Source organism: Pseudacidovorax sp. 1753 (assembly GCF_040544975.1).
GTDB lineage: Bacteria > Pseudomonadota > Gammaproteobacteria > Burkholderiales > Burkholderiaceae_C > Xenophilus.
Map to the genome: position 1 here is coordinate 44,434 of NZ_JBEPKY010000031.1, position 19,449 is coordinate 63,882.

Genomic DNA, 19,449 nt, shown 5'->3' on the forward strand with positions numbered 1-19,449 from the left:
TTCGGGAAGAAGGCAGTCAGCGCTGCAGGATGCCGGAGATCTCGTTGCCGTCGGACTTCACGGCCGCCGCGGCACTGCGCAGCCGCAGCGAGGCATGGCCGTGCGCCTCACTGGTCAGCAGCCGGCCTTCGTAGCGGCCGTTGACGCGCGGGTCGCTGCAGGTGTCGACCTGCAGGGCCAGCTGGGCGTGGGCATTGCTGCGGAAGGGCATGGCCTGCCCTTGGACGGTGCAGCTCGCCCGCGGCATCTGGCCCGACACCTGGCCGTCGCTGCCGATGCGCAGCCACAGGTCGGAGGTCAGCCGCCGGCCGACCTGGAAGCCGTCGGCGCCCAGCTCGAAGACCATCACGCTGCCGCGCCAGTCGCCATGGAAGTCGGTGTAGCCCTGCGCGCTGGCCAGGCCCGGCGACAGCAGCGCGCCCATGCCGAGCAGGGCGGCGCGGCAGGCGGGAGAGGCCGCGCGGCGGGTGGGCATGGCGTGGCAGGCGGGCATGGGCGGCAGGATGCTGGCGCTCAGTCCCGCGTCACGCGCAGCAGCTCGGCACGCGAGGTGATGCCGGCCGCCACCAGCCGCTCGCCATCGGCGCGCATGGAGCGCAGGCCGCCCTGCGCACCGGCCGCCAGCAGCTCGCTCTCGGGCGCGCGGTTGTGCACCAGCGCACGCACGGCATCGTCGGCCACCAGCAGCTCGAAGATGCCGGTGCGGCCCTGGTAGCCGGTGTGGCCGCAGGCCTCGCAGCCCACCGGCTGCATCTGGCCATCGGGGCCGGGCGCGGCGCAGTGCGTGCACAGCCGGCGCACCAGCCGCTGGGCCAGCACGCCCAGCAGCGAGCTGGACAGCAGGAAGGGCTCGACGCCCATGTCGGTGAGGCGGGTGACGGCGCTCACGGCGTCGTTGGTATGCAGCGTGGCCAGCACCAGGTGGCCGGTGAGCGAGGCCTGGATGGCGATCTGCGCGGTCTCGAAGTCGCGGATCTCGCCGATCATGATCACGTCCGGGTCCTGACGCAGGATGGCGCGCAGGGCCTTGGCGAAGGTGAGCTCGATGCGGGCGTTGACCTGCGTCTGGCCGACGCCGGGCAGCTCGTACTCGATCGGGTCTTCCACCGTCATGATGTTGCTGCTGCCGGCATCGAGCCGCGACAGCGCCGCATACAGCGTGGTGGTCTTGCCCGAGCCGGTCGGGCCGGTCACCAGGATGATGCCATGCGGCTGCTGGATCAGGCCTTCGAAGCGCTTCAGCGTGTCGCCCAGCATGCCCACCGATTCGAGGCTGAGCTTGCTCTCGCTCTTGTCCAGAAGGCGCAGCACCGCCCGCTCGCCATGGGCCGAGGGCAGGGTGGAGACGCGCACGTCCACCGCCCGCGTGCCGATGCGCAGCGAGATGCGGCCGTCCTGCGGCAGCCGCTTCTCGGCAATGTCGAGGTCGGCCATGATCTTCAGGCGCGAGATCAGCGCCGCGTGCAGGGCGCGGTTGGGTTGCACCACCTCGCGCAAGGTGCCGTCGATGCGAAAGCGCACGGCCGAGGTGCGCTCGTAGGGCTCGATGTGGATGTCGCTGGCGCCGTCGCGCGCGGCCTGCGTGAGCAGCGCGTTGAGCATGCGGATGATGGGCGCGTCGCCGGCGGACTCCAGCAGGTCCTCCACCGCGGGCAGCTCCTGCATCATGCGCGAGAGGTCGGCGTCGGTCTCGACCTCGCTAACGATGGCGGCGGCATTGGATTCGCCCTGTGCATAGGCGGCGCTGATGCGCTGTGCCAGCTGGTCGGCCGGCAGCAGGTCGACCAGCGCGGCCGGGTACTTCCGCAACACCTCGCCCACCGCACTGGCGGGGGCGCCCACCGGCATCCACAGCGTCAGCCGGCCGGCGTCGTCCTCTTCCAGCAGCAGTTGCTGGCTGCGCGCGAAGCCGTAGGGCAGGGGATGGCGCAGGGCCGGCATCAGGGCATCTCGCGGCGCGAGGCCGGGTCGTCGGTGGGCGGCAGGGCGCCCTTGAGCGGCGCGCGGCTCAGCGAGTCGGGCGACAGCGGCCCCGGTACCGCCGGCGGCATGGGCGGCGGGATCAGGCGCGTGCCGTCGATGCGGCGGCTGTCGTCGCCCACGCCCTGAATGGCCGGCAGCGGCGGCAGCACGAAGGAATCGCGCACGTTGTTGAGCATCGGGTTGTCGGTGGGCGGCTGGCTGGCCTGCTGCAGGGCGCGCAGCGTGTCGTAGCGGTCGGCCGTGATGGCGTCGCTGGAGAGCTGGTCGCGCACGATGGTCGGGCGCAGGAAGACCATCAGGTTGGTCTTGTTGCGGCGGCGTGTCTCGCTCTTGAACAGGTTGCCCATGATGGGCACGTCGCCCAGGCCCGGCACCTTTTCCTGCGAGGCGGAATACTCGTCCGACAGCAGGCCGCCCAGCAGCACGATGCCGCCCTGGTCGACCAGCACGCTGGACTCGATCGCGCGCTTGCTGGTGGTCGGGCCATTGACGTTGTTGACCGACGAGGCCACCACCGCCGAGACCTCCTGGAAGATGGTCATCTTGACGGTGCCGGTCTCGCTGATCTGCGGCCGCACCCGCAACGTCAGGCCCACGTCCTTGCGCTCGATGGTCTGGAAGGGGTTGACCTGCGTGGTGGCGCTGCCGGTGTTGGTGTACTGGCCGGTGACGAAGGGCACGTTCTGGCCGACGACGATTCTTGCTTCCTCGTTGTCCAGCGTCAGCAGGTTGGGCGTGGACAGCACGTTGCCCTCGCCGTTGGAGGCCAGGAAGCGCGCCAGGAAGCCCAGCACGTAGTTGTCGCCGTACTTGTGGCCGATGCCGAAATTGAAGCCCGTCGAGGGCAGCGTGGTGGCGCTCTTGGTGGCCAGGCCGACGGCGAGGTTGATGATGTTGGCGCCAGCCAGGCTGGAGTTGGTGCCGATCACGCCGACGTTGCTGCTGCCGCTGTTGCCCAGGGCGCTTTGCCACTGCACGCCGAATTCGGCCGCCTTGTCGGCATTGACCTCGACGATCAGCGTCTCGATCAGCACCTGGGCGCGGCGGCTGTCCAGCTTTTCGATTACCGCACGCAGCTGGCGGTACTGCGGCTCCGGCGCCGTGATGATGAGCGAGTTGGTGGACGGGTCGGCCTGGATCTGCCCGCCGGTGGAGGGCTGGTTGGCGTTGTTGACCGGCGTGCTGGCGGCGCTGCTGGTCAGGCTCGACAGGCCGGCCTGCAGCGTGTTGGGCATGGCCTGCGGGACGGCCGAGGCGGCGCTGGCGCCGCCTTGGGCCGCGCCAGCGCCGGCCGCACCGTTGCTGTTGGCCTGACCGGCCGCCATGGCGGCACGCAGCGTGGCCGCCAGGCGCACCGCGTCGGCGTTCTTGAGGTAGACGACGTAGATGTTGCCGGCCGCGCCGTTGCCCGTGTCCGCGGCCGGGCGGTCGAGCTTGTCGACCAGCGAGCGGATCAGCTGCAGCCGTGCCGGCGTGGCGGCCCGCACGATCAGCGCATTGCTGCGCGGGTCGGCCAGCAGCGCGGTGCGGAAGCCCGCTTCACCGCCACCCGTGGGCGCCCCGCCCGCCGCGACGCCGGCGATTCCACCGCCGCCCCCGCCGCCGTCGATCAGGCGCTGCACCAGCGGCACCATGTCCGAGGCGATGGAGTAGCGCAGCGGGATCACCTCGATGTCCGAGGCGCTGGGCACGTCCAGCGCCGCGATGATGCGGGCCAGCCGGCGCATGTTGTCCGCGTAGTCGGTGATGACCAGCGAGTTGTTGCCCGGGTTGGCGTTGATCGTGTTGTTGGGCGGAATCAGCGGCCGCAGTACCGGCAGCAGGTTGTTGGCCGACTCGTGGTTGAGCCGGAACACCTGCGTGATCATCTGACTGCCGCTCACGCCGCCGGCGCCGCCCACCGAGGTGGTGACCGTGCCGCTCTGCAGCTTGGCATCGGCCTCGGGCAGCACCTTGAACAGGCCGTCCGACTGCACGATCGAGAAGCCCTGCAGCCGCAGCGCGGCGGCAAACTGGTCGAAGGCCGCTGCGGGCGGCAGCGGCCGGTCGGTCTGCAGCGTGATCGTGCCCTTGACGCGCGGATCGACCACCACGTCGCGGCCGGTGATCACGCCCATGGTGCGGGCCACGGCCTCGATGTCGGCGTTGGCGAAGTTGAGCGTGATGGGCTCGCCGCGGCGCGCGGCCGGGCTGGCGGCATCCTGGGCCATCGCGGCGGGAGCGATCGCCTGCAGCGCGAGCACGGCAAGCAGGGCACGGGCGGCGCGGGCGCCCAGGGTGAGGGAAGGCTTCATGGTCAACCGAGATTGATGATGGAGCGTGCGCCTTCGCGCCGCCCCATGATGTTCAGGAGATTGGCGAGGGCGTCCTCGCTGCCGGGCGCGGCGCTGGCCTCGCCCCCGAAACGCATGGTGTTGCCGCTCCAGCGGCCGCTGCCCGACAGGCGCAGCGCGCCCTGGGTGGTGGTCAGCAGCAGGCTGGGCGAGGGGCCGCCGTCCAGCACCAGGCGGTAGCTGCCCATGGGGCGCAGCGTGCTGAGGCTGGAGCTGAGGTCGGTCGCATCGAGCACGGCGCGGCCGTCCAGGGCCAGGCGGCCCTGCGACCAGCGCAGCGCGAGGGCCTCGGTGCGCAGGTCGAGTGCGCCGTCGAGCCGCAGGGTGTTCCAGGGGGCGCCCAGGCCGGCCAGCATGGCCGCAGGCCAACGGCTGCGGCCGTCGTCCCAGGCCAGGCGGAAGCCGGCGCTGCCAGCAGAGCCGGCCGCAAAGCCCAGCGGGCCCTGCGTGCAGCAGCCGAGTTCGAGCTGGCCGCGCACGCCCAGCCAGGCGGGGCGCAGCTGCCATTGCATGCGGCCCGGCAGCGCGATCCGGTCGACGCCGCCCGCGCTGCTGGCCAGCACGACGGCGGCACTGCCTTGCCAGACGGTGCCGCGCGCATCGCGCAGCTGCAACTGGCCGCCAGTGGCCGATTCCAGGCCCTGCGCCAGCCAGCGGGCCGGCGCCCACTGCACGGCAGCCACCAGCGCACCGAACAGGGCGCCGGCCACGGCCCAGCGCCAGGGCGCGCGTGGCTCCCGTCGGACGGCGGCGGCAGTGCGCAGAGCCATGTCAGCGGGAGGCGGGCAGGCCCATGACCAGCGTGCCCTGCCAGGACGGCTGCACCACGCCCGGCGCGGCCGTCGCATTGGCGGCACCGGGGCCGCTCGGGGCTGAGGCCTGCGCGCGGGTGAGGTGCGCCTCGCGCGGCACGGCGCGGGCGTTGGCGCGGGCCTGGGACAGCCACTCCGCCAACTGGGCCGCCGGCACGCTGCGCAGGCCGACGGCCACGGCATCGCCCCCTGCGGCGCGTACCTGCGCTTCCGGCCCGAGACCCTGGCGTGCGGCGGTCTCGAGACCGCGCAGGGCGTCTTCCCGGCTCGGCCGGGGCTGGCCCTGCAGGGCCCGGGCCTGGGCCTGCAAGGACGCCATCTGCTGCAGCTGGGCGTCCAGCGCGGCATGGGCGGCCGGTGCCGCCGACAGGGTGCGCAGGGCGGGTGCCAGCGCCACCCACCACAGGAGCGCCACGCCCACGAGCGCGGCGGCGATGGCGGCCAGGCGCCGCTCGCGCGGGGCCAGCGTGGCCCACCAGGTCTGCAGGCGGGCCTTGGAGGCGGGGCGGCGGTTCACGGAAGAGCCTTCTCGGTCGGGGTTGCCGGGGCGGCGGCCGGTGCCGTCCGAGCCATGGGGCAAAGGTGGGCGGTGCGCATGCCGCACGCACGCACGGGAGTCGGGGCGCTCATCGTGCGGCCTCCGCCTGCACCAGCAGCAGGTCGCCCTCACCCCGCGCGTTGTAGCCGCGGCTGCGCAGGCCGGCCTGCACGGATTCCATCTCTGCCGGCGACAGCGTCACACCGCGCAGGCGCAACTGGCTGCCGCTGTAGTCGATGGCCGAGGGCACGCGGCCGGCCGGCAGGCTGCCGGCCAGGGCGGCGAGCATCGGCTCGAGATCGGCCGCCGTGAGTCCGCCGGTGGCCGCCTGCAGTGCCGCCACCTCGCGCGACATCTGCAGCGGCGCATCGAGCACGACCGACACATGCGGAAAGGTCTGCGTGAGCACCTGGCGCACCTGCTGGCGCTTGGCCTCCAGGGCGCGGCGCTCCTTGAAGGCCCAGGCATTGAGGCCGACCAGTTGCAGCACGACGAGCAGGGCCGCGCCCCAGCGTGCGGCCCGCCAGCGGGGCGCGCGCCACACCGCCGCCATCAGCGCGCCGGCCTGCTTGCGGGCGCGGGCGCTGCCGGTGGTGGCGAACTCGAACTGGGCCAGGTCCCAGCCCGACTGGCTGGCCTGCAGCCAGCGTTCGGCGGTCGGCAGCAGGGGCAGGGCGCGGCCGAGCAACTGCTCGGCCACGGCGGCGACCGCCGGCTCGGCCATGGCTTCGCCGGCTTCCGACTGGGCCACCGCGAGTGCCGCGGTGCTGGCCGACAGGGGCAGCCGCAGCACGCCCTGCGCGTCGCAGAGGGTCAGCCATGGCGCCTCGGCATCGCCGGTGACGAAGACGGTGGGGCGCTGGCCTTCGGCCTGGGGCGCGAATTCAGGGACCAGCCGGCTGACGCGCCGCCCCGTGGCCTCGATGGCCTGGAGCGTGGTCTGCAGCCAGTCGCGGCGGCAGGTGGCCACCCACGCAGGCGCACCCGCCTGCGCGCCGGGGGCGAGGGCAAAGTGCAACTGTTCCGGATCGTCGAGCAGCCGGTCTTCCAGAAGGCCCGACAGCACGCTGCGCAGCCGCGCCGCGTTCTGCAGGCTGCCCGGTGGCAGGGCGACGGCGTGCCACGACAGGGCGGAGGCCGGCACGATCAGCACCAGTTCGTGCTGGCCCGGCAGCAGGGAGACGGGCGATTCGCCCTGGCCCACCAGCTGGCGGCCGTCGGAAGACCAATGCGCCCAGGCCACGGAGCCGAGGCCAGGCGCGGACGGAGGCGGCGGCTGGACAAGGATCAGGGCCATGGCGCGTGTCGCGGAAAGTTTTTCATTCTAGGCAGCGGGGTCGTGCACCCGGCCTCCGCTGAACAGCGGAGGCGGCATTGTGGAGGGGGCGCAAGACAGATCCATGACGGCGTTTCGGGAGGCTCGGCGGTGGGGCAGGGCGCAAGAGACGGAAAGATTTTCCGATGTTCAGCCCGATCCGCCAGTCGGTTGAACCCCGGCATTGCGCTGGCGCCAGATGATGCTGACCGTGGTGCCCGTGCGGTGCAGCAGCGAGGCCTCCTCGACCCAGTAGCGGTCCATGCGCAGCCGGCCGCGTACTTCGAAATAGCTGGTCGAGATGCCGACCTGACCGGGCGTGAGCTGCACGTCCGTGGCCGAACTCAGCTGCTGCGATGCCTCGGCCAGGTCGGAGAAGAACTTGCGTCGGCGCACTTCGACCAGCTTGCGGGCGCCCGCCATGTCGATCTGATCGACGGCGGCGAAGATCACCTCGGCGCTCGCCGTGTTGAGGTTGACCGGCGTGCTCGCCGGCAACAGCGTCACGTAGGGCGCAATGGCCGCCACGGTGTCGGCCGGCAGGCCCAGCCACCCGAGTTGCTCCACCCGCTGGGGCATGAGCGGTGCGCCCTCGGATGCGCCGGCGTCATCGGTCGAGGACGTCGACGCCTGCGCCTCGCTGGGGGTGGACGCTGTGGCAGAACCGGCGGTGGCCGTGCCGTCCGTGCCGGTCGTGGTGGATTGGGTCTGTGTCACGCCGCCACCGGCCAGCAGGGCGCGGCGCATCTGCTGCACCAGCGTGTCCACCTGGCCGGGCGGCAGGTCGAGCAGATCGAAGAGCTTGCGCGTGGCGGCCACGGCGCGCAGCACCGGACGGCCGCTGGCATCGACAAGGTTGCGCAGGTTGAGCCGCGACTGCGCGTCGGTGATCGAGCCCGACAGGAAGGCATCGGGCAGGCCTTCCAGCGCGTCGCTGGCCACGTTCTTGTCGGCGGCCAGGAAGCTGGTGAGCTTGGCCTCGGCCAGCGGCACGGCCCAGGGCTCGGCGAGGTGGTCGGCGCCGCCGGTGCGCCCGTCCTCGGCCAGGATGAGCCGCGACCAGTCCAGCGCGCCGGCGAGCACCAGCGAGGCCTGGAGGCGGGAGCGTTCGGCGGCTTCCACCTCGGTGGCACGCCACTGGCGCCACAACGCCGCCGCCGCCAGCGTCGCCACCAGGGTGACGGTGATCAGCGCCGTGAGCAGGGCGGCGCCTCGCTGCCGCCGAAGGGGGACGGGTGGGACGGTCATGAGGTCTTGGCGCCGGCCCAGGTGGGGCGCAGCCAGTCGCGCGTGATCAGTCCCGACAGTCCGGGCCCGGGTGGCAACTGCAGTTGCAGCCGGACGCCGTCGGGCAGCGTGGCCGTGCCCAGCGCCTGTGCCTGGACCGCCACGCTCCAGGCGCCATTGCGGAAGTAGCCCACGTTCCAGCTGGTCGCGGGCAGGACGCGCGTGGCGGCCGCGTCGGCACCGGGCAGGGCGGACTCGGCCCACGCCGCGGCCGTGCCCCAGGCCTGGGTCCAGTCGGCACGGCTGGCCAGCGGCGGTGACTGCCAGCGCAGCCAGCTGCTGCTGCCGTCGGCGGTGGCGCCCACCGTCCAGGCGATCACCCGCGCGGCGGGGCTGCCCTGGGCGTCTACGGCCTGTCGGGTGATGCGCAGCACGCGGCCGTTCCAGTCCAGCGCGGGCGTGTTGCCGAAATTCGTGGCGCCGTCCAGGTCGGCGCCCCATTGGGCGAGCGCCGTCTGCAGCACCAGCACGGCTTCGTCCCGCGCGCCGTGCTGCGACTGGGCGCGGGCCATGCTGTCCAGCCCTCGCCAGCTGATCAGCGCCAGCAGCGCCATCGCCGCCAGCGCGACCAGCAGTTCGACCAGCGTGAAGCCGCGCAGGCGGACGGCGGCCCCGGGGGCCCTGCGGTGCCTCGTCATCAGTAGCGACCGATCACGGTGGACAGACGCAGCAGCGGCCAGCGCTGCGCATCGCGCACCTGCACGTCGATGCGGTTGAAGTTGGGGTTGAGGGTGGGGGTGGTGGACACCTCCACATCCAGCTGCACGCCGGCCTGCTCGCAGCCCTGGCTGCTCTCGCCCACCGGCGGCATCTGCGGCGACAGGCGCAGCTGGACCAGCTGGTTCTCGGCGCACAGCTGGGCCAGCACCATGTCGGACTGGCGCTGTGCATTGCGGGTGAGCGCGTTAGTGGCCTGCGCCCCGGCCGCCAGGGCGATGGCGACGATCGCCAGGGCAACCAGCACCTCGACCAGCGTGAAGCCCTGGTGACGGGGCAGGGCCGGCCTCCTGGCCGCAGCGTCCGCTCCACCGGAACGGCAAGAGCGCATCGGGGCGGTCCTGCCTGCCTTCATGGCGACACCGGATCGACCACGGAGAAGGGGCGAAGTCCGTCGGTGGCCAATCGCAGTACCTGCACAGGCGGGCCTTCGCCGCGGATCAGCACCTGCTGCGCGCCGATGATGGGCTCCGGTCCCAGCAGCAGCGACGCCACGGGGCGGCCGGCCGCATCGAGGGGCTGGGCGCTCACGCCCGCCATCTGCCAATCCTGGGGAAGGGCGCCGGGCGGCACACCATCGAAGACGAAGCCTTGCTGCGTGACACGCCAGCGCACCGATGCCCCGCTGGCGCGGGCCTGGGCACGGCCGGCTTCGAGCAGGGCGACGAGGCGCTCGGCCTCGCGGTCCAGGCTGGCGCGCGCCGTGTCGCGCAATGCGAAGCCGACGCCAGCGGTCGCGAAGGCGATGATCGCGACCACCACCAGCAGCTCGATCAGCGTGAAGCCGGCGGCAGGGCGGCGCAGGTGGCTACTGCCAACTGCCGATGTCGGCATCGTTGCCCTCGCCCCCGGGCTGGCCGTCGGCGCCGAGCGAAAGCACATCCACCTCGCCCTTGATGCCCGGATTCACGTACTGGTAAGGGCGGCCCCAGGGATCGTTGGGCAGCTTGTCGACGTAGGGCTTCCAGTTGGGCGCGGCGGGGCCGGTGGTTGGCCGCGTGACCAGGGCCTGCAGGCCTTGTTCGCTCGTCGGGTAGCGCTGGTTGTCCAGACGGTACATCTTGAGCGCGTTCATCAGGTTGTTGACGTCCGTGCGGGCCGCGGTCACCCGCGCGTCTTCCGCGCGGCCGATCACATTGGGCACGATCAGGGCGGCGAGCACGCCGATGATCACCAGCACGACCATCAGTTCGATGAGCGTGAAGCCGCGCTGGAGATGGCTCTGCCGGTTGCGTTTGTAGGAAGCTGTCATGGGCGGCGCATGATAATGCCCGCATATGACGAGTGCGTTGCCCGTACCTTCCCGATGGCCCGTGGCCTTGATCACTGCCGCGCTCTGGGCGGGCGCCGCTGCGAGCGCGGTCTATTGGGGGCTACGACTCGCCTCGCCGGCCGGGTCCATGCTGCCGCCGCCGGTGGCTGGGCCGGTGCTGAGCGTGGAGACCGCGGAGGTGGCTCGCGCCTTCGGTGCATTGAAGGTGGCGGCCAGCGCGCCGGTCGCTCCGGACGTGGCCAGCCGATTCAGGCTGCTGGGCGTGGCGGCCGACCGCGAAGGCGGTGGCGCCGCGCTCATCGCGATCGATGGCAAGCCGCCGCGTTCCTATCGCACTGGTGCGGCCTTCGACGGTCAGCTGGTGCTGCAGTCCATCGATACCGCGGGGGTGCACATCGGACCGGCGACCGGTGGCACCGGCTTTCGTTTGATGGTGCCGTCGCGTCCCCTGGCCGTGAACGGACCGCCGCGGGCGACCACGCCTTGATCTGAGCCTGCGGTTGTTCAGGCCTGGAGGAAGAGGCGGTAGGCGGGGTTGGCGGTCTCTTCGATGAAGGGATAGCCCAGTTCGTCCAGGAAGGCCTGGAACACGCCGTCTTCCGCCGCGGGCACCTGCAGGCCGACGAGGATGCGGCCATAGTCCGCGCCCTGGTTGCGGTAGTGGAACAGGCTGATGTTCCAGTTCGGCTTCATCAGGCTCAGGAACTTCAGCAAGGCACCGGGCCGCTCCGGAAAGATGAACCGCAGCAGCCGCTCGTCGCTCGCCAGACCGCTGCGCCCTCCTACCATGTAGCGCACGTGCTCCTTGGCCAGCTCGTCGTGGGTCAGGTCGAGTGCGCCGAACCCGTGGCTTCGGAACAGATGCGCAATGCTGGCGGATTCGCCGCGCTGCTGCGTCGTCAGGCCGACGAACACATGGGCCTGCTGCGCGTCGCTGATGCGGTAGTTGAACTCCGTCACGTTGCGCGGGCCGCCTGGCAACTGGCCCACCAGTTCGCAAAAGCGCCGGAAGCTGCCACGCTCCTCGGGGATGGAGATGGCAAACAGGGCTTCGCGCTCCTCGCCCACCTCGGCGCGTTCGGCCACGAAGCGCAGCCGATCGAAGTTCATGTTGGCGCCACACAGGATGGCGGCATAGGTCTCGCCCCGCTTTCCGTGCGTTTGCACGTACTGCTTGATCGCTGCGACGGCCAGTGCGCCCGCGGGCTCGACGATGCTGCGCGTGTCGATGAAGACGTCCTTGATGCCGGCGCAGACGGCGTCGGTGTCCACCGTGATGAACTCGTCGACGAGGTCACTGGCGATGCGGAAGGTTTCTTCGCCCACCAGCTTGACGGCCGTGCCGTCGGAGAACAGGCCGACATCCGGCAGCGTGACGCGATGCTTGGCGGCCACGGATTGCATCATGGCGTCAGAGTCGTTCATCTGGACGCCGACCACGCGGATGTCCGGCCTGACTGCCTTGATGTAATTGGCGACGCCTGAAATCAACCCGCCGCCGCCGATGGCGACGAAGACGGCGTCCAGGCGGCCCTGGTGCTGGCGAAGGATCTCCATCGCGATCGTGCCCTGCCCGGCGATGACCTCCGGGTCGTCGAAAGGATGCACGAAGGTCAGGCCTTCTCGTTCCTGCAGCGTCAACGCGTATTGATAGGCATCGGAATAGCTGTCGCCGTGCAGGTGGACCTCGCCGCCCAGCCCGCGCACCGCGTCGATCTTGAGCTGGGGCGTCGTGACCGGCATGACGATGACCGCCCGGGTGTCCAGCTTGCGCGCACCCAAGGCGACCCCTTGCGCATGGTTGCCTGCGGAGGCGCAGATGACGCCGCGCGCCAGTTGCTCGGCCGACAGATGGGCCATCTTGTTGTAAGCGCCACGCAGCTTGAAGCTGAAGACAGGCTGCTGGTCTTCACGCTTGAGCAACACCGTATTGCCAACTCTTTCACTCAATGCGCGCGCAGGTTCCAGCGCCGATTCGATGGCCACGTCATACACGCGAGCGGTCAGAATTTTTTTGAGATAGTCGGCGGGCGTCAGCGCCGGTCCCTGGCTGGTTGGCATGGCGAAGGGGAAGACCAATGAGAACAGCGTTTGATGATACGCGGCACTCGTTTTGCACCCAGGAAGCGGTATGGACACGAATGTCATCTTCCGCTTAACAGCAGTGTAAGCGGCCAACGATTCGTAAGCGCCCAGCCAAGTCATGTTGACCTCGCCCCCCAAATGAACCTGTAGACCGTGGACGCGCCAGTTGCGTCAGCAGCCACGCTGCGCGTCAGAATTGCCACCATGGCATCCACAATCATCGAACTACGAGTCACGCCGCCATGGGAGCGGCCGGATGAGCATGGGGTGTTGGCACGACTGACGATTCCGCATGCGTCCGGATCAAAGGAGCCCAGCGTCTCAGCGCGCCGGTATCAAGCTATGGATTGGATGGAGCAGGACCCTGCCAAGGAATGGGAGGGGACGACGACATGCTCCGTCGAAACTGTGCGCGCACAAGAACTCTTGACCAAAGTGCGCGCGGTCAGTGTGGTACTCGCGGCGCACAGCGCGCTTGGCCTCCATGAGACCGCCTACCGCCTGACGATCCACTCGGGAGCAACATCCTGCGAGTTCTCGTGGTACGGCGGGGCGGCGCCGGAGTGGTATCTCCTGTCGGAGATTGCCGATGATGTTCGCGCCCTGGCAGAAGAGAAGCTCGATACGGCCAAACCGCCCCGTCCGCTTCCAGCCTGATGCTGGTAATCGGCGTGCAAGAGCGGATTCTGGTCCTGGCCGAACTAGGTCCTCAGTTCTGGCCCCACCGATGCGGCAGCAGCTCGTCGATATCGCTGGCCCGTTGCGTAGGAAGCCGCTCAAAGACATCTCGCAGATAGGCATACGGATCATGCCCGTTCAGCTTGGCTGACTGGACCAAGCTCGTGATGGCCGCAGCGCGCTTACCGGCCAGCAACGTTCCAGCGAACAACCAGTTCTTGCGTCCTGTTGCCCAGGGACGGATTTGCTGTTCGTCATGGTTGTTGTCGATCGGCAGCGCTGGGTCATTCAGGTAGCGCGTGAGCGCCGCCCAACGGTTGAGGCTGTAGTCGATGGCCTTGGCAGTGGCGGTGCCGTCCGTGATCTTGCCGCGCTGCGCGTTGAGCCAATCGTGCAACGCCTTGGCGATGGGCCCCGCTCGTGTTCGTCGCTCGTCCAGCCGCTGCTGCGCGCTGAGCAGCTTCACCTCGCGCTCGATCCCGTACAGCTGGCCGATGAGGTCGATGGCCGCCGCCACGATGGTGCTCTTGTTGGCCTCCTGCAGCTCGACGAACTTGCGCCGCGCATGGGCCATGCAGCCGGCCTCCGTCACACCCATCGCGAAGCTGGCCTTGTAGCCGGTGTAGTCGTCGCACACGAGACTGCCGCGCCAGTCGCCAAGGAAGGCCCGAGCGTGTTCACCAGCCCGGGATTCGGTGAAGTCGTAGACGACGGCGCGCAAGGGCTCGAACGCACCCGCGGCATAGGCCCACAGGTAGGCGCGATGCGTTTTGCCGCTGCCGGGAGACAGCATGGCCACCGGCGTCTCGTCCGCATGCACGACGCGACAGGCCAGAACGTGGGCCTTCAACGCATCGACCAGCGGTTGCAGGCGCAGGCCGCACACGCCGATCCAGGCGCCCAGGGTCGAGCGCGGCAGTGCAACGCCGGCGCGGCCGAAGATGGCTTTCTGGCGGTAGAGCGGCAGGTGGTCGGCGTACTTGGCGACGAGCACCTGCGCAAGCAGTCCGGAGGTGGGGAGGCCCTTGTCGATGATCTCGGCCGGGACCGGCGCCTGGGTCAGCGTACGGCACTTGGCGCAGGCCCACTTGCCGCGGATGTGGCGCTCGACGGTGAACACGCCCGGCGTGTAGTCCAGCTTCTCGCTCACGTCCTCGCCGATGCGCTTGAGTGCACAGCCGCAGGCGCAGGTGGTGTTCTCGGGTTCGTGGTGGCGGTCGATGCGGGGCAGGTTCGGCGGCAAGGCGGTGCGCTTGGGTCGCTCGCCAGGCGATGTTGGCGGCTTCTTCTTGCCCAGCAGTTCCTGGAGCTGCGCTTCGGCCGCCGCAATGTCAGCGTCGAGGGCCTCGTCGAACAAAGCACGTTGCTCGACGTCGAGTTGCTCGCTCTTCCTGCCGAACTTTAGGCGCCGCAGCTGGGCGATCTCGAACGAGAGCTTCTCCAGCTTCACGTCGCGGCGGTCGATCTCCTGCCGGTCATGTTCGATGCGGCGAAGCAGCTTGGCGCCGACCTCGCCGAGGCCCGCTGCCTGCAGTGCGGCGAGTTCTTCGGCGGAGATGGGCGGGGCGACAAGCATTGAGGCCAGTGTGCGCAGCACCCGGCGCGCTGACCATCGGCGCACGCACCAATTGCCTTGGCCTCAGGTCAGGCCAATCACGCCAGTTTCGCCGATGCGCTGCCACGGCAGGCCCAGCACCAGGGCATCAAGCTGCTCGCGGGTCAGCGACTGCGGCGCGCCGCAGCCGCCGCCTGGCCAGGTGAAGCGTCCTTGGTGCAGCCGACGCGCGGCGAGCCAGATGCCGATGCCATCGTGCACCAGCACCTTCAGCCGAGTGGAGCGCTTGTTGGCGAATACGTAGGCGTGGTGCGGTCGGGCCGAGCCGAAGACCTGCACCACCCGCGCCAGCGTCGTGTCGGTGCCGGCGCGCATGTCCATCGGCTGTGTGCAAAGCCAGACCGCTTCCACACGGATCATCGGAGCCAGTCCCTCAGCCAGGCAGCGCAGTCCCGGGCTGCAGCGGCCGGCCAGACGAGCTTGATGACCGTGCCGGCCCGCTGCAGCTCGATGCGAATCTCGCCGTCCACCGTCGGTGCTGGCAGCGCCAACGGGATGAAGGTCGGCGACGGCATCGACGGGGGCTCGGGCTCAGCGGTCGCACTTCGCGGCGCTATGACCTTGTGCTCGGCGTCGATGACCCACTTGCGCAGCATGTTGGCGTTCAGGCTGTGCGCCAGTGCCACCGCCGCGATGGAGACGCCTGGCTTGAGGCATTCCTCGATGACCGCCGCCTTGAACTCTGCCGTGTGCCGCCGCCGACGGCGTCGGCCCATCAGATCGACCCCATAAGTGTTCACGTGTCCGCCTCCTACTAAGCGGACAGATGTTCACTACCGGGGTGCCGTCAGATCAACATGTGTTCCCTGGCTGCTTACAACGATTCCGCTTTTTCGGGGCGAGTACATCCCGGGGACCCCGTGCCCCCCAAGCTCTTAACAATTAAGAAAGAGTCGTCAGACGTTTTTGTCAGAGACCTCGCGATGGGCTTGCTGCAGGCGGAGCGTGCTCGCGTGCAGCGCAAGGAGATTGCGTGGGGGAACTGGCAGATCATGAGCAACCGCATGGATGCCCACCTGCTGCCCTTGCTGGGTGACCGGCTGGCGCGCGACGTGGATGGGGTGGCCGCGCAGGAGTTGATCGATCGCCTGGGGGAGCAGGACTTCACCAGCACGACGATCGCGCAGTACATGGTCCTGCTGCGCAAGACCTTGATGCATGGCGTGCTGACTGGCGTGCTCGATGAGATGCCGCGGCTGCCCAAGGTCAAGATCCGCAGCCAGCCGCGTGGCAGCTTCAGCGTGGCGGAGTACCGGCGCCTGGTTGCCACCGCGAGGCGGTTGGTAGGTCAACCCCATCCCGTCCTCGAGACGCTGCAGCCCGGCGAGCGCTTCTGGATTGCGCGCGAGTTGCTCTACATGCCCCGGGAGTTGCCGTGGCTGATCCGGTGGATGGTGAACACCTTCGTGCGCCCCAGTGACATCAAGAGCGTGAGGCATCGCCACATCGACGTCGTGCGTGGCAAGCATGTGTACCTGCGCATGCGGTTGCCCGAGACCAAGCGGCACAGCCAGCCGATGGTGAGTCTTCGGCCTGCCGTTCAGGTCTATGAGGTGCTCCGCAGCTACCGTCGCGCGAGAGGCGAGGTGGCGCCCGACGACTACCTTTTCTTCCCTGAATTGAAGAATCGAGAGCACGCGCTCGCGGTGCTCAACTTCTTCTTCAAATGGGTGCTCCAGGAGGCCGGCCTCGAGACCGGCCCGCTTGGGCAGAAGCGAACGCTGTATTGCCTTCGCCACACGGCGATCACCCTGCGTCTGCTCTACGGTCAGGGGATTGACATGCTCACGTTGGCCCGCAACGCGCGGACCAGCGTCAACATGATCGAGCGCTTCTATGCGTCGATCCTGAGTGGGGAAATGAATGTGGGGATGCTGCAAAGTCGGCGTGGCAGTTGAAATGTAGGTTGTCAGCTGGGAGATGTTTGAACTGAGTTCAATGCATTCATCCATCTTGAATTTATGTGCTGCTAATCTGTCCGCAAGGGCAGAAAGACTCTTGTCTGGCAAGCGTCTCGCATTGGAGCGGAGATTTGCTAGAAAAGCCGCATCACGTCCAGCTTGGCGTGAAGGAGTATCTACGGATATCCAGCAATAAATTCTGGTGAGACTTGCGGAGTCGGGCGCCCACTTCGATTGGAAATAATGAATCACTGCATCTAAGTCATGAGAATATCCCGCCCTGCGCGCTAGTAACTCGTTTTGAATGCCTTTAGCTTGATTCATCGGTACGCCGTCGATTCCCAATATCTGACGTCTCCCTAGTTGTAACAAGCATTCAGGGTGTCCCAGTTGAGCGCCTTTCTCAAGCCATCGAAGAGCGCGAGGAAGGTAAACTTTGTGTTCGCCCTGTTTTCGAGAGCGCGAAACTAGGGCGATCCAAAGGCACATGGACCCCGGATCCCCATCCAACGACATTTTTTCCAGTTGCCTTAGTGGGGTGGCTAGCGGATAAATATAGCCTCCGTCTGGCTGCAGAACCTGAAGGGTCACATGTGCAAGTTCTAGTCCCTCTTTTGTCATATCGACCCAATGGTGCGCCAATATCTTCGATGCTGCTGTGTGACTCTTGGAGTTTGTCTCAATTATTTTTCCCCATTGAGCTATATCAGCAAATAAAAGTGCTTCCAACTCTGAGCGCTTTTCATGGGCGAGTTGCCGCCCTGCGGTAGAGTCAAATGCGGGTACACCGAATCGCGGCATATTTTCGCGATTTATTTCGTACGCAAGCAATCCGATGACGGCGAGGACGCCTAGCGTCAGCGTCGCCTGAAAAATTAGACGTAAATACTTTTTCAACGTCACTGAAAAATCAAAATCGAATTGCCAACTCCACTTGGCCCTCACAAGATCGCTCATCCGCAAGCACCCAGCCCAAAGTCACCCACGCCTGCGAATCAGAGAAAAATGCAAATCCGTTGGCCAAGTCTTGACCGCTCCAGGCTGATGTGATTCGATAGCTCGAACGTAGAGAATTGTCCCTCTGAACTCGGGCAGATGGCCATCGGTATGAAATTGGTGTACTACAGCTTTTTTGATCGAAGTGGAGGTAAAGTGCGCACTTGTCTTCGTGAGCATCTTCCATCAACTCGGTCCAACCCCACGGTGTTCTAGTAATAAAGGGGTTCGGTAGAGTACCTGCCCGGGTACTACCTGGCATACTAGATCTTCTGCTTCTTAGCTTCGCAAGGCTGCAGATTGATTCCGGTGACTTGCGCACTTTTTCCAGCAAGTTCGAAAGAATTTCATCTGGACTTGATGTTGGATTCTGGCGTGAGAGGACGCTCGGATCCGATGATGTTGGCAAGGCAGCAAATATGCCACACGCGAAGATAACAAGGAGGAAAAAAGATAAAGTCCAAGCCTCCTTACTTTTATAAAAAAAGAAGGTCATGAGTTTGTTTAAAAATTAATACAAAAAGAAACAGCCCCACTACCGGGGCTGTTGTTTTGGTTGCTCCGCTAAGTTAGAAGCTATGACGGATGCCGAAGTCGTAGCCTACAGACGACTTTGGCAAATACACGCCGGCGCCATCTCCGTTGAGCACGGACGGCTGATAAGTTGCTGCGATATTGCCAGAGCCCGTGCTGTAGTCGGCGCCGTTCTTGTTCTTGATATAAGCCACAGTGGCGTACAGAGCGGTGCGCTTGCTCAGGTTGTGTACGTAGCCCAGTGCCAGCTGATCTGCCTTGCGGGGCGCAATAGCCTCGAACTCCACGCGATATTTCACGTTGCCGTAGCTTGCCCTAACTTGACCAGCCCCAACCGGCACAGTTACGCCGAGCAGGTATCCGGTGAGCTTCTTGTCTGGGTTGAGCGCAGGCTCATTACTGCCGGAATAGTCCACGACGCCCTTAACATTGGCATATTGAGCGAAGAGCTTGGCCGCGCCAAAGTCATAGCTACCACCAATGTTGAAGTTTTTGGACACATTGTTGGTGCCCAGGGTGTAGCTGGAGTCGTTGACCTGTTCGCCGTAAGCGACAGCCACGTCCAGAGGGCCGTTGGCGTAGCCGAAGCGGCCACCCCAGTAGCGGCCGGTACGGTCGGCGTTGTTCAGGCTGCCTTGCAGGAAGCTGTCGTACTTGGTCTGCTCACTGAAGCCGTACATGGCTTGACCATAGAAGCCGCCCAGGTTCGGGGGCAGGAAGTAGCCCACGCTGTTGCTGGCGCGCACGTTCGACGACTCGATGGCCGGCAGCGCGGTGCTGCCGCTGATGGCGCGCTGCAGCAGAGCCGAGCCCGCGCCGTTCGTGCCGAACGGATCGAACATGGTCAGGTTCCAGAACGTCGGCTTGTAGTCACGGCCCAGACGCGCTTCACCGAAGGGGCCCGACAGGCTCACGGTGGAACGACGCTGGAAGTTGAAGCCGCCGCCGGTGGCAGCGCCAGTGCCTTCGTCGTTGCTGATGGCGCCTTCCAGCCAGAAGCTGGCAGCCAGACCGCCACCCAGGTCTTCCACGCCGCGGACGCCCAAACGGCTGGAACTGTTGGCCGAGTTGTTAAGTCCAGTCTTACTGACTGTCGTTGAACCGGGTAGCGATGAGGCTGCCACAGCGCTAGTAGCGGCAGCAAGACTGCTTTTGTTGGAAACACTGCTGATCGAGGCATCCACGATACCGAACAGGGTCACCGACGATTGGGCCGAGGCCACACCGGCGACAGCCAGGGCAGCCAGAGCAGCTAGGGTTGCCCACGATCTTCTAGGGTGGCCGCTGTGACCTGCAACCCGTCGCCCGTACCACGGCAATAGAGAAGAATCCGCGCAACCGAGAGGACGCGCGATGCGCAAAAGCAGATTCACAGACGAGCA

At 67.3% G+C, this 19,449-nt stretch carries 19 protein-coding genes; 3 read left to right on the forward strand and 16 right to left on the reverse strand.

The annotated features are described in order from the left end of the window. Nucleotides 1-16 precede the first annotated feature (16 nt). The 11 genes from ABIC63_RS27715 to gspG form a co-directional block, all read right to left on the reverse strand. Entirely contained in the window at nucleotides 17-493 is a 477-nt protein-coding gene (locus ABIC63_RS27715) for a hypothetical protein (RefSeq protein WP_354322124.1), read from the reverse strand. Between the two features lie 20 nt (nucleotides 494-513). Then, entirely contained in the window at nucleotides 514-1,941 is a 1,428-nt protein-coding gene (gene gspE / locus ABIC63_RS27720; RefSeq protein WP_354322126.1) for a type II secretion system ATPase GspE, read from the reverse strand. After that, a complete protein-coding gene (gspD, locus tag ABIC63_RS27725) occupies nucleotides 1,941-4,277 on the reverse strand; it encodes a type II secretion system secretin GspD (protein WP_354322127.1) in 2,337 nt (778 codons plus the stop codon). The genes gspE and gspD overlap by 1 nt, the downstream gene beginning before the upstream one ends. A gap of 2 nt (nucleotides 4,278-4,279) precedes the next feature. Next, the gene (gene gspN / locus ABIC63_RS27730) at nucleotides 4,280-5,086 is read right to left on the reverse strand and encodes a type II secretion system protein N (RefSeq protein ID WP_354322128.1); all 807 of its coding nucleotides are present in this window, start codon (nucleotides 5,084-5,086) and stop codon (nucleotides 4,280-4,282) included. 1 nt (nucleotide 5,087) lies between these two features. Beyond that, nucleotides 5,088-5,645, reverse strand: coding sequence for a type II secretion system protein M (locus tag ABIC63_RS27735; protein WP_354322129.1), 558 nt, complete (start codon nucleotides 5,643-5,645; stop codon nucleotides 5,088-5,090). A 109-nt stretch (nucleotides 5,646-5,754) separates the two neighbouring features. Further along, on the reverse strand, nucleotides 5,755-6,963 hold the full coding sequence (gene gspL, locus ABIC63_RS27740) for a type II secretion system protein GspL (protein WP_294370676.1): 1,209 nt from the start codon (nucleotides 6,961-6,963) through the stop codon (nucleotides 5,755-5,757). A gap of 168 nt (nucleotides 6,964-7,131) precedes the next feature. Further along, entirely contained in the window at nucleotides 7,132-8,229 is a 1,098-nt protein-coding gene (gene gspK / locus ABIC63_RS27745) for a type II secretion system minor pseudopilin GspK (RefSeq protein ID WP_354322130.1), read from the reverse strand. Then, on the reverse strand, nucleotides 8,226-8,906 hold the full coding sequence (locus ABIC63_RS27750; protein WP_354322131.1) for a PulJ/GspJ family protein: 681 nt from the start codon (nucleotides 8,904-8,906) through the stop codon (nucleotides 8,226-8,228). Before ABIC63_RS27750 ends, gspK begins: the two co-directional genes overlap by 4 nt. Next, entirely contained in the window at nucleotides 8,906-9,316 is a 411-nt protein-coding gene (gene gspI / locus ABIC63_RS27755; RefSeq protein ID WP_354322132.1) for a type II secretion system minor pseudopilin GspI, read from the reverse strand. The genes ABIC63_RS27750 and gspI overlap by 1 nt, the downstream gene beginning before the upstream one ends. Before the next feature lie 20 nt (nucleotides 9,317-9,336). Then, on the reverse strand, nucleotides 9,337-9,819 hold the full coding sequence (locus tag ABIC63_RS27760; protein ID WP_354322133.1) for a prepilin-type N-terminal cleavage/methylation domain-containing protein: 483 nt from the start codon (nucleotides 9,817-9,819) through the stop codon (nucleotides 9,337-9,339). After that, a complete protein-coding gene (gspG, locus tag ABIC63_RS27765) occupies nucleotides 9,794-10,237 on the reverse strand; it encodes a type II secretion system major pseudopilin GspG (RefSeq protein WP_354322134.1) in 444 nt (147 codons plus the stop codon). Before gspG ends, ABIC63_RS27760 begins: the two co-directional genes overlap by 26 nt. Before the next feature lie 61 nt (nucleotides 10,238-10,298). Here gspG and ABIC63_RS27770 point away from each other — a divergent pair, with 61 nt between their 5' ends. Then, a complete protein-coding gene (locus ABIC63_RS27770; protein ID WP_502935922.1) occupies nucleotides 10,299-10,745 on the forward strand; it encodes a type II secretion system protein N in 447 nt (148 codons plus the stop codon). Between the two features lie 17 nt (nucleotides 10,746-10,762). On the opposite strand, the gene ilvA is transcribed toward ABIC63_RS27770, so the two are convergent. Further along, nucleotides 10,763-12,319 carry a threonine ammonia-lyase, biosynthetic gene (gene ilvA, locus ABIC63_RS27775; protein WP_354322141.1) on the reverse strand — a complete coding sequence of 519 codons (1,557 nt, stop codon included), beginning with the start codon at nucleotides 12,317-12,319 and terminating at the stop codon, nucleotides 10,763-10,765. Between the two features lie 228 nt (nucleotides 12,320-12,547). Between ilvA and ABIC63_RS27780 the strand changes: the two genes are divergently transcribed. Next, entirely contained in the window at nucleotides 12,548-13,000 is a 453-nt protein-coding gene (locus ABIC63_RS27780; RefSeq protein ID WP_354322136.1) for a hypothetical protein, read from the forward strand. Nucleotides 13,001-13,052: 52 nt separating this feature from the next. On the opposite strand, the gene tnpC is transcribed toward ABIC63_RS27780, so the two are convergent. The 3 genes from tnpC to ABIC63_RS27795 all read right to left on the reverse strand — a co-directional run bounded on the left by tnpC (nucleotide 13,053) and on the right by ABIC63_RS27795 (nucleotide 15,376). Beyond that, the gene (gene tnpC / locus ABIC63_RS27785; protein ID WP_354322137.1) at nucleotides 13,053-14,597 is read right to left on the reverse strand and encodes an IS66 family transposase; all 1,545 of its coding nucleotides are present in this window, start codon (nucleotides 14,595-14,597) and stop codon (nucleotides 13,053-13,055) included. Between the two features lie 63 nt (nucleotides 14,598-14,660). Next, nucleotides 14,661-14,996, reverse strand: a complete 336-nt coding sequence (gene tnpB, locus ABIC63_RS27790) for an IS66 family insertion sequence element accessory protein TnpB (RefSeq protein WP_354322138.1) — start codon at nucleotides 14,994-14,996, stop codon at nucleotides 14,661-14,663. Then, nucleotides 14,993-15,376, reverse strand: coding sequence for a transposase (locus ABIC63_RS27795; RefSeq protein ID WP_354322139.1), 384 nt, complete (start codon nucleotides 15,374-15,376; stop codon nucleotides 14,993-14,995). The genes tnpB and ABIC63_RS27795 overlap by 4 nt, the downstream gene beginning before the upstream one ends. Nucleotides 15,377-15,559: 183 nt before the next feature. Here ABIC63_RS27795 and ABIC63_RS27800 point away from each other — a divergent pair, with 183 nt between their 5' ends. Next, nucleotides 15,560-16,534 (forward strand): site-specific integrase, encoded by a 975-nt coding sequence (locus ABIC63_RS27800; RefSeq protein ID WP_354322140.1) that lies wholly within the window; start codon nucleotides 15,560-15,562, stop codon nucleotides 16,532-16,534. Between the two features lie 1,568 nt (nucleotides 16,535-18,102). Here the strand turns inward: ABIC63_RS27800 and ABIC63_RS27805 are convergent. Next, nucleotides 18,103-19,386, reverse strand: a complete 1,284-nt coding sequence (locus ABIC63_RS27805) for a porin (RefSeq protein ID WP_502935923.1) — start codon at nucleotides 19,384-19,386, stop codon at nucleotides 18,103-18,105. Nucleotides 19,387-19,449 lie beyond the last annotated feature (63 nt).

What these genes read in the sequence shown, in the direction of transcription:
- ABIC63_RS27715 (WP_354322124.1), bottom strand. Translation starts at nt 493, where the DNA reads ATGCCCGCCTGCCACGCCATGCCCACCCGCCGCGCGGCCTCTCCCGCC.
- gspE (WP_354322126.1), bottom strand. Translation starts at nt 1,941, where the DNA reads ATGCCGGCCCTGCGCCATCCCCTGCCCTACGGCTTCGCGCGCAGCCAG.
- gspD (WP_354322127.1), bottom strand. Translation starts at nt 4,277, where the DNA reads ATGAAGCCTTCCCTCACCCTGGGCGCCCGCGCCGCCCGTGCCCTGCTT.
- gspN (WP_354322128.1), bottom strand. Translation starts at nt 5,086, where the DNA reads ATGGCTCTGCGCACTGCCGCCGCCGTCCGACGGGAGCCACGCGCGCCC.
- gspL (WP_294370676.1), bottom strand. Translation starts at nt 6,963, where the DNA reads ATGGCCCTGATCCTTGTCCAGCCGCCGCCTCCGTCCGCGCCTGGCCTC.
- gspK (WP_354322130.1), bottom strand. Translation starts at nt 8,229, where the DNA reads ATGACCGTCCCACCCGTCCCCCTTCGGCGGCAGCGAGGCGCCGCCCTG.
- ABIC63_RS27750 (WP_354322131.1), bottom strand. Translation starts at nt 8,906, where the DNA reads ATGACGAGGCACCGCAGGGCCCCCGGGGCCGCCGTCCGCCTGCGCGGC.
- gspI (WP_354322132.1), bottom strand. Translation starts at nt 9,316, where the DNA reads ATGCGCTCTTGCCGTTCCGGTGGAGCGGACGCTGCGGCCAGGAGGCCG.
- ABIC63_RS27760 (WP_354322133.1), bottom strand. Translation starts at nt 9,819, where the DNA reads ATGCCGACATCGGCAGTTGGCAGTAGCCACCTGCGCCGCCCTGCCGCC.
- gspG (WP_354322134.1), bottom strand. Translation starts at nt 10,237, where the DNA reads ATGACAGCTTCCTACAAACGCAACCGGCAGAGCCATCTCCAGCGCGGC.
- ilvA (WP_354322141.1), bottom strand. Translation starts at nt 12,319, where the DNA reads ATGCCAACCAGCCAGGGACCGGCGCTGACGCCCGCCGACTATCTCAAA.
- ABIC63_RS27780 (WP_354322136.1), top strand. Translation starts at nt 12,548, where the DNA reads ATGGCATCCACAATCATCGAACTACGAGTCACGCCGCCATGGGAGCGG.
- tnpC (WP_354322137.1), bottom strand. Translation starts at nt 14,597, where the DNA reads ATGCTTGTCGCCCCGCCCATCTCCGCCGAAGAACTCGCCGCACTGCAG.
- tnpB (WP_354322138.1), bottom strand. Translation starts at nt 14,996, where the DNA reads ATGATCCGTGTGGAAGCGGTCTGGCTTTGCACACAGCCGATGGACATG.
- ABIC63_RS27800 (WP_354322140.1), top strand. Translation starts at nt 15,560, where the DNA reads ATGGGCTTGCTGCAGGCGGAGCGTGCTCGCGTGCAGCGCAAGGAGATT.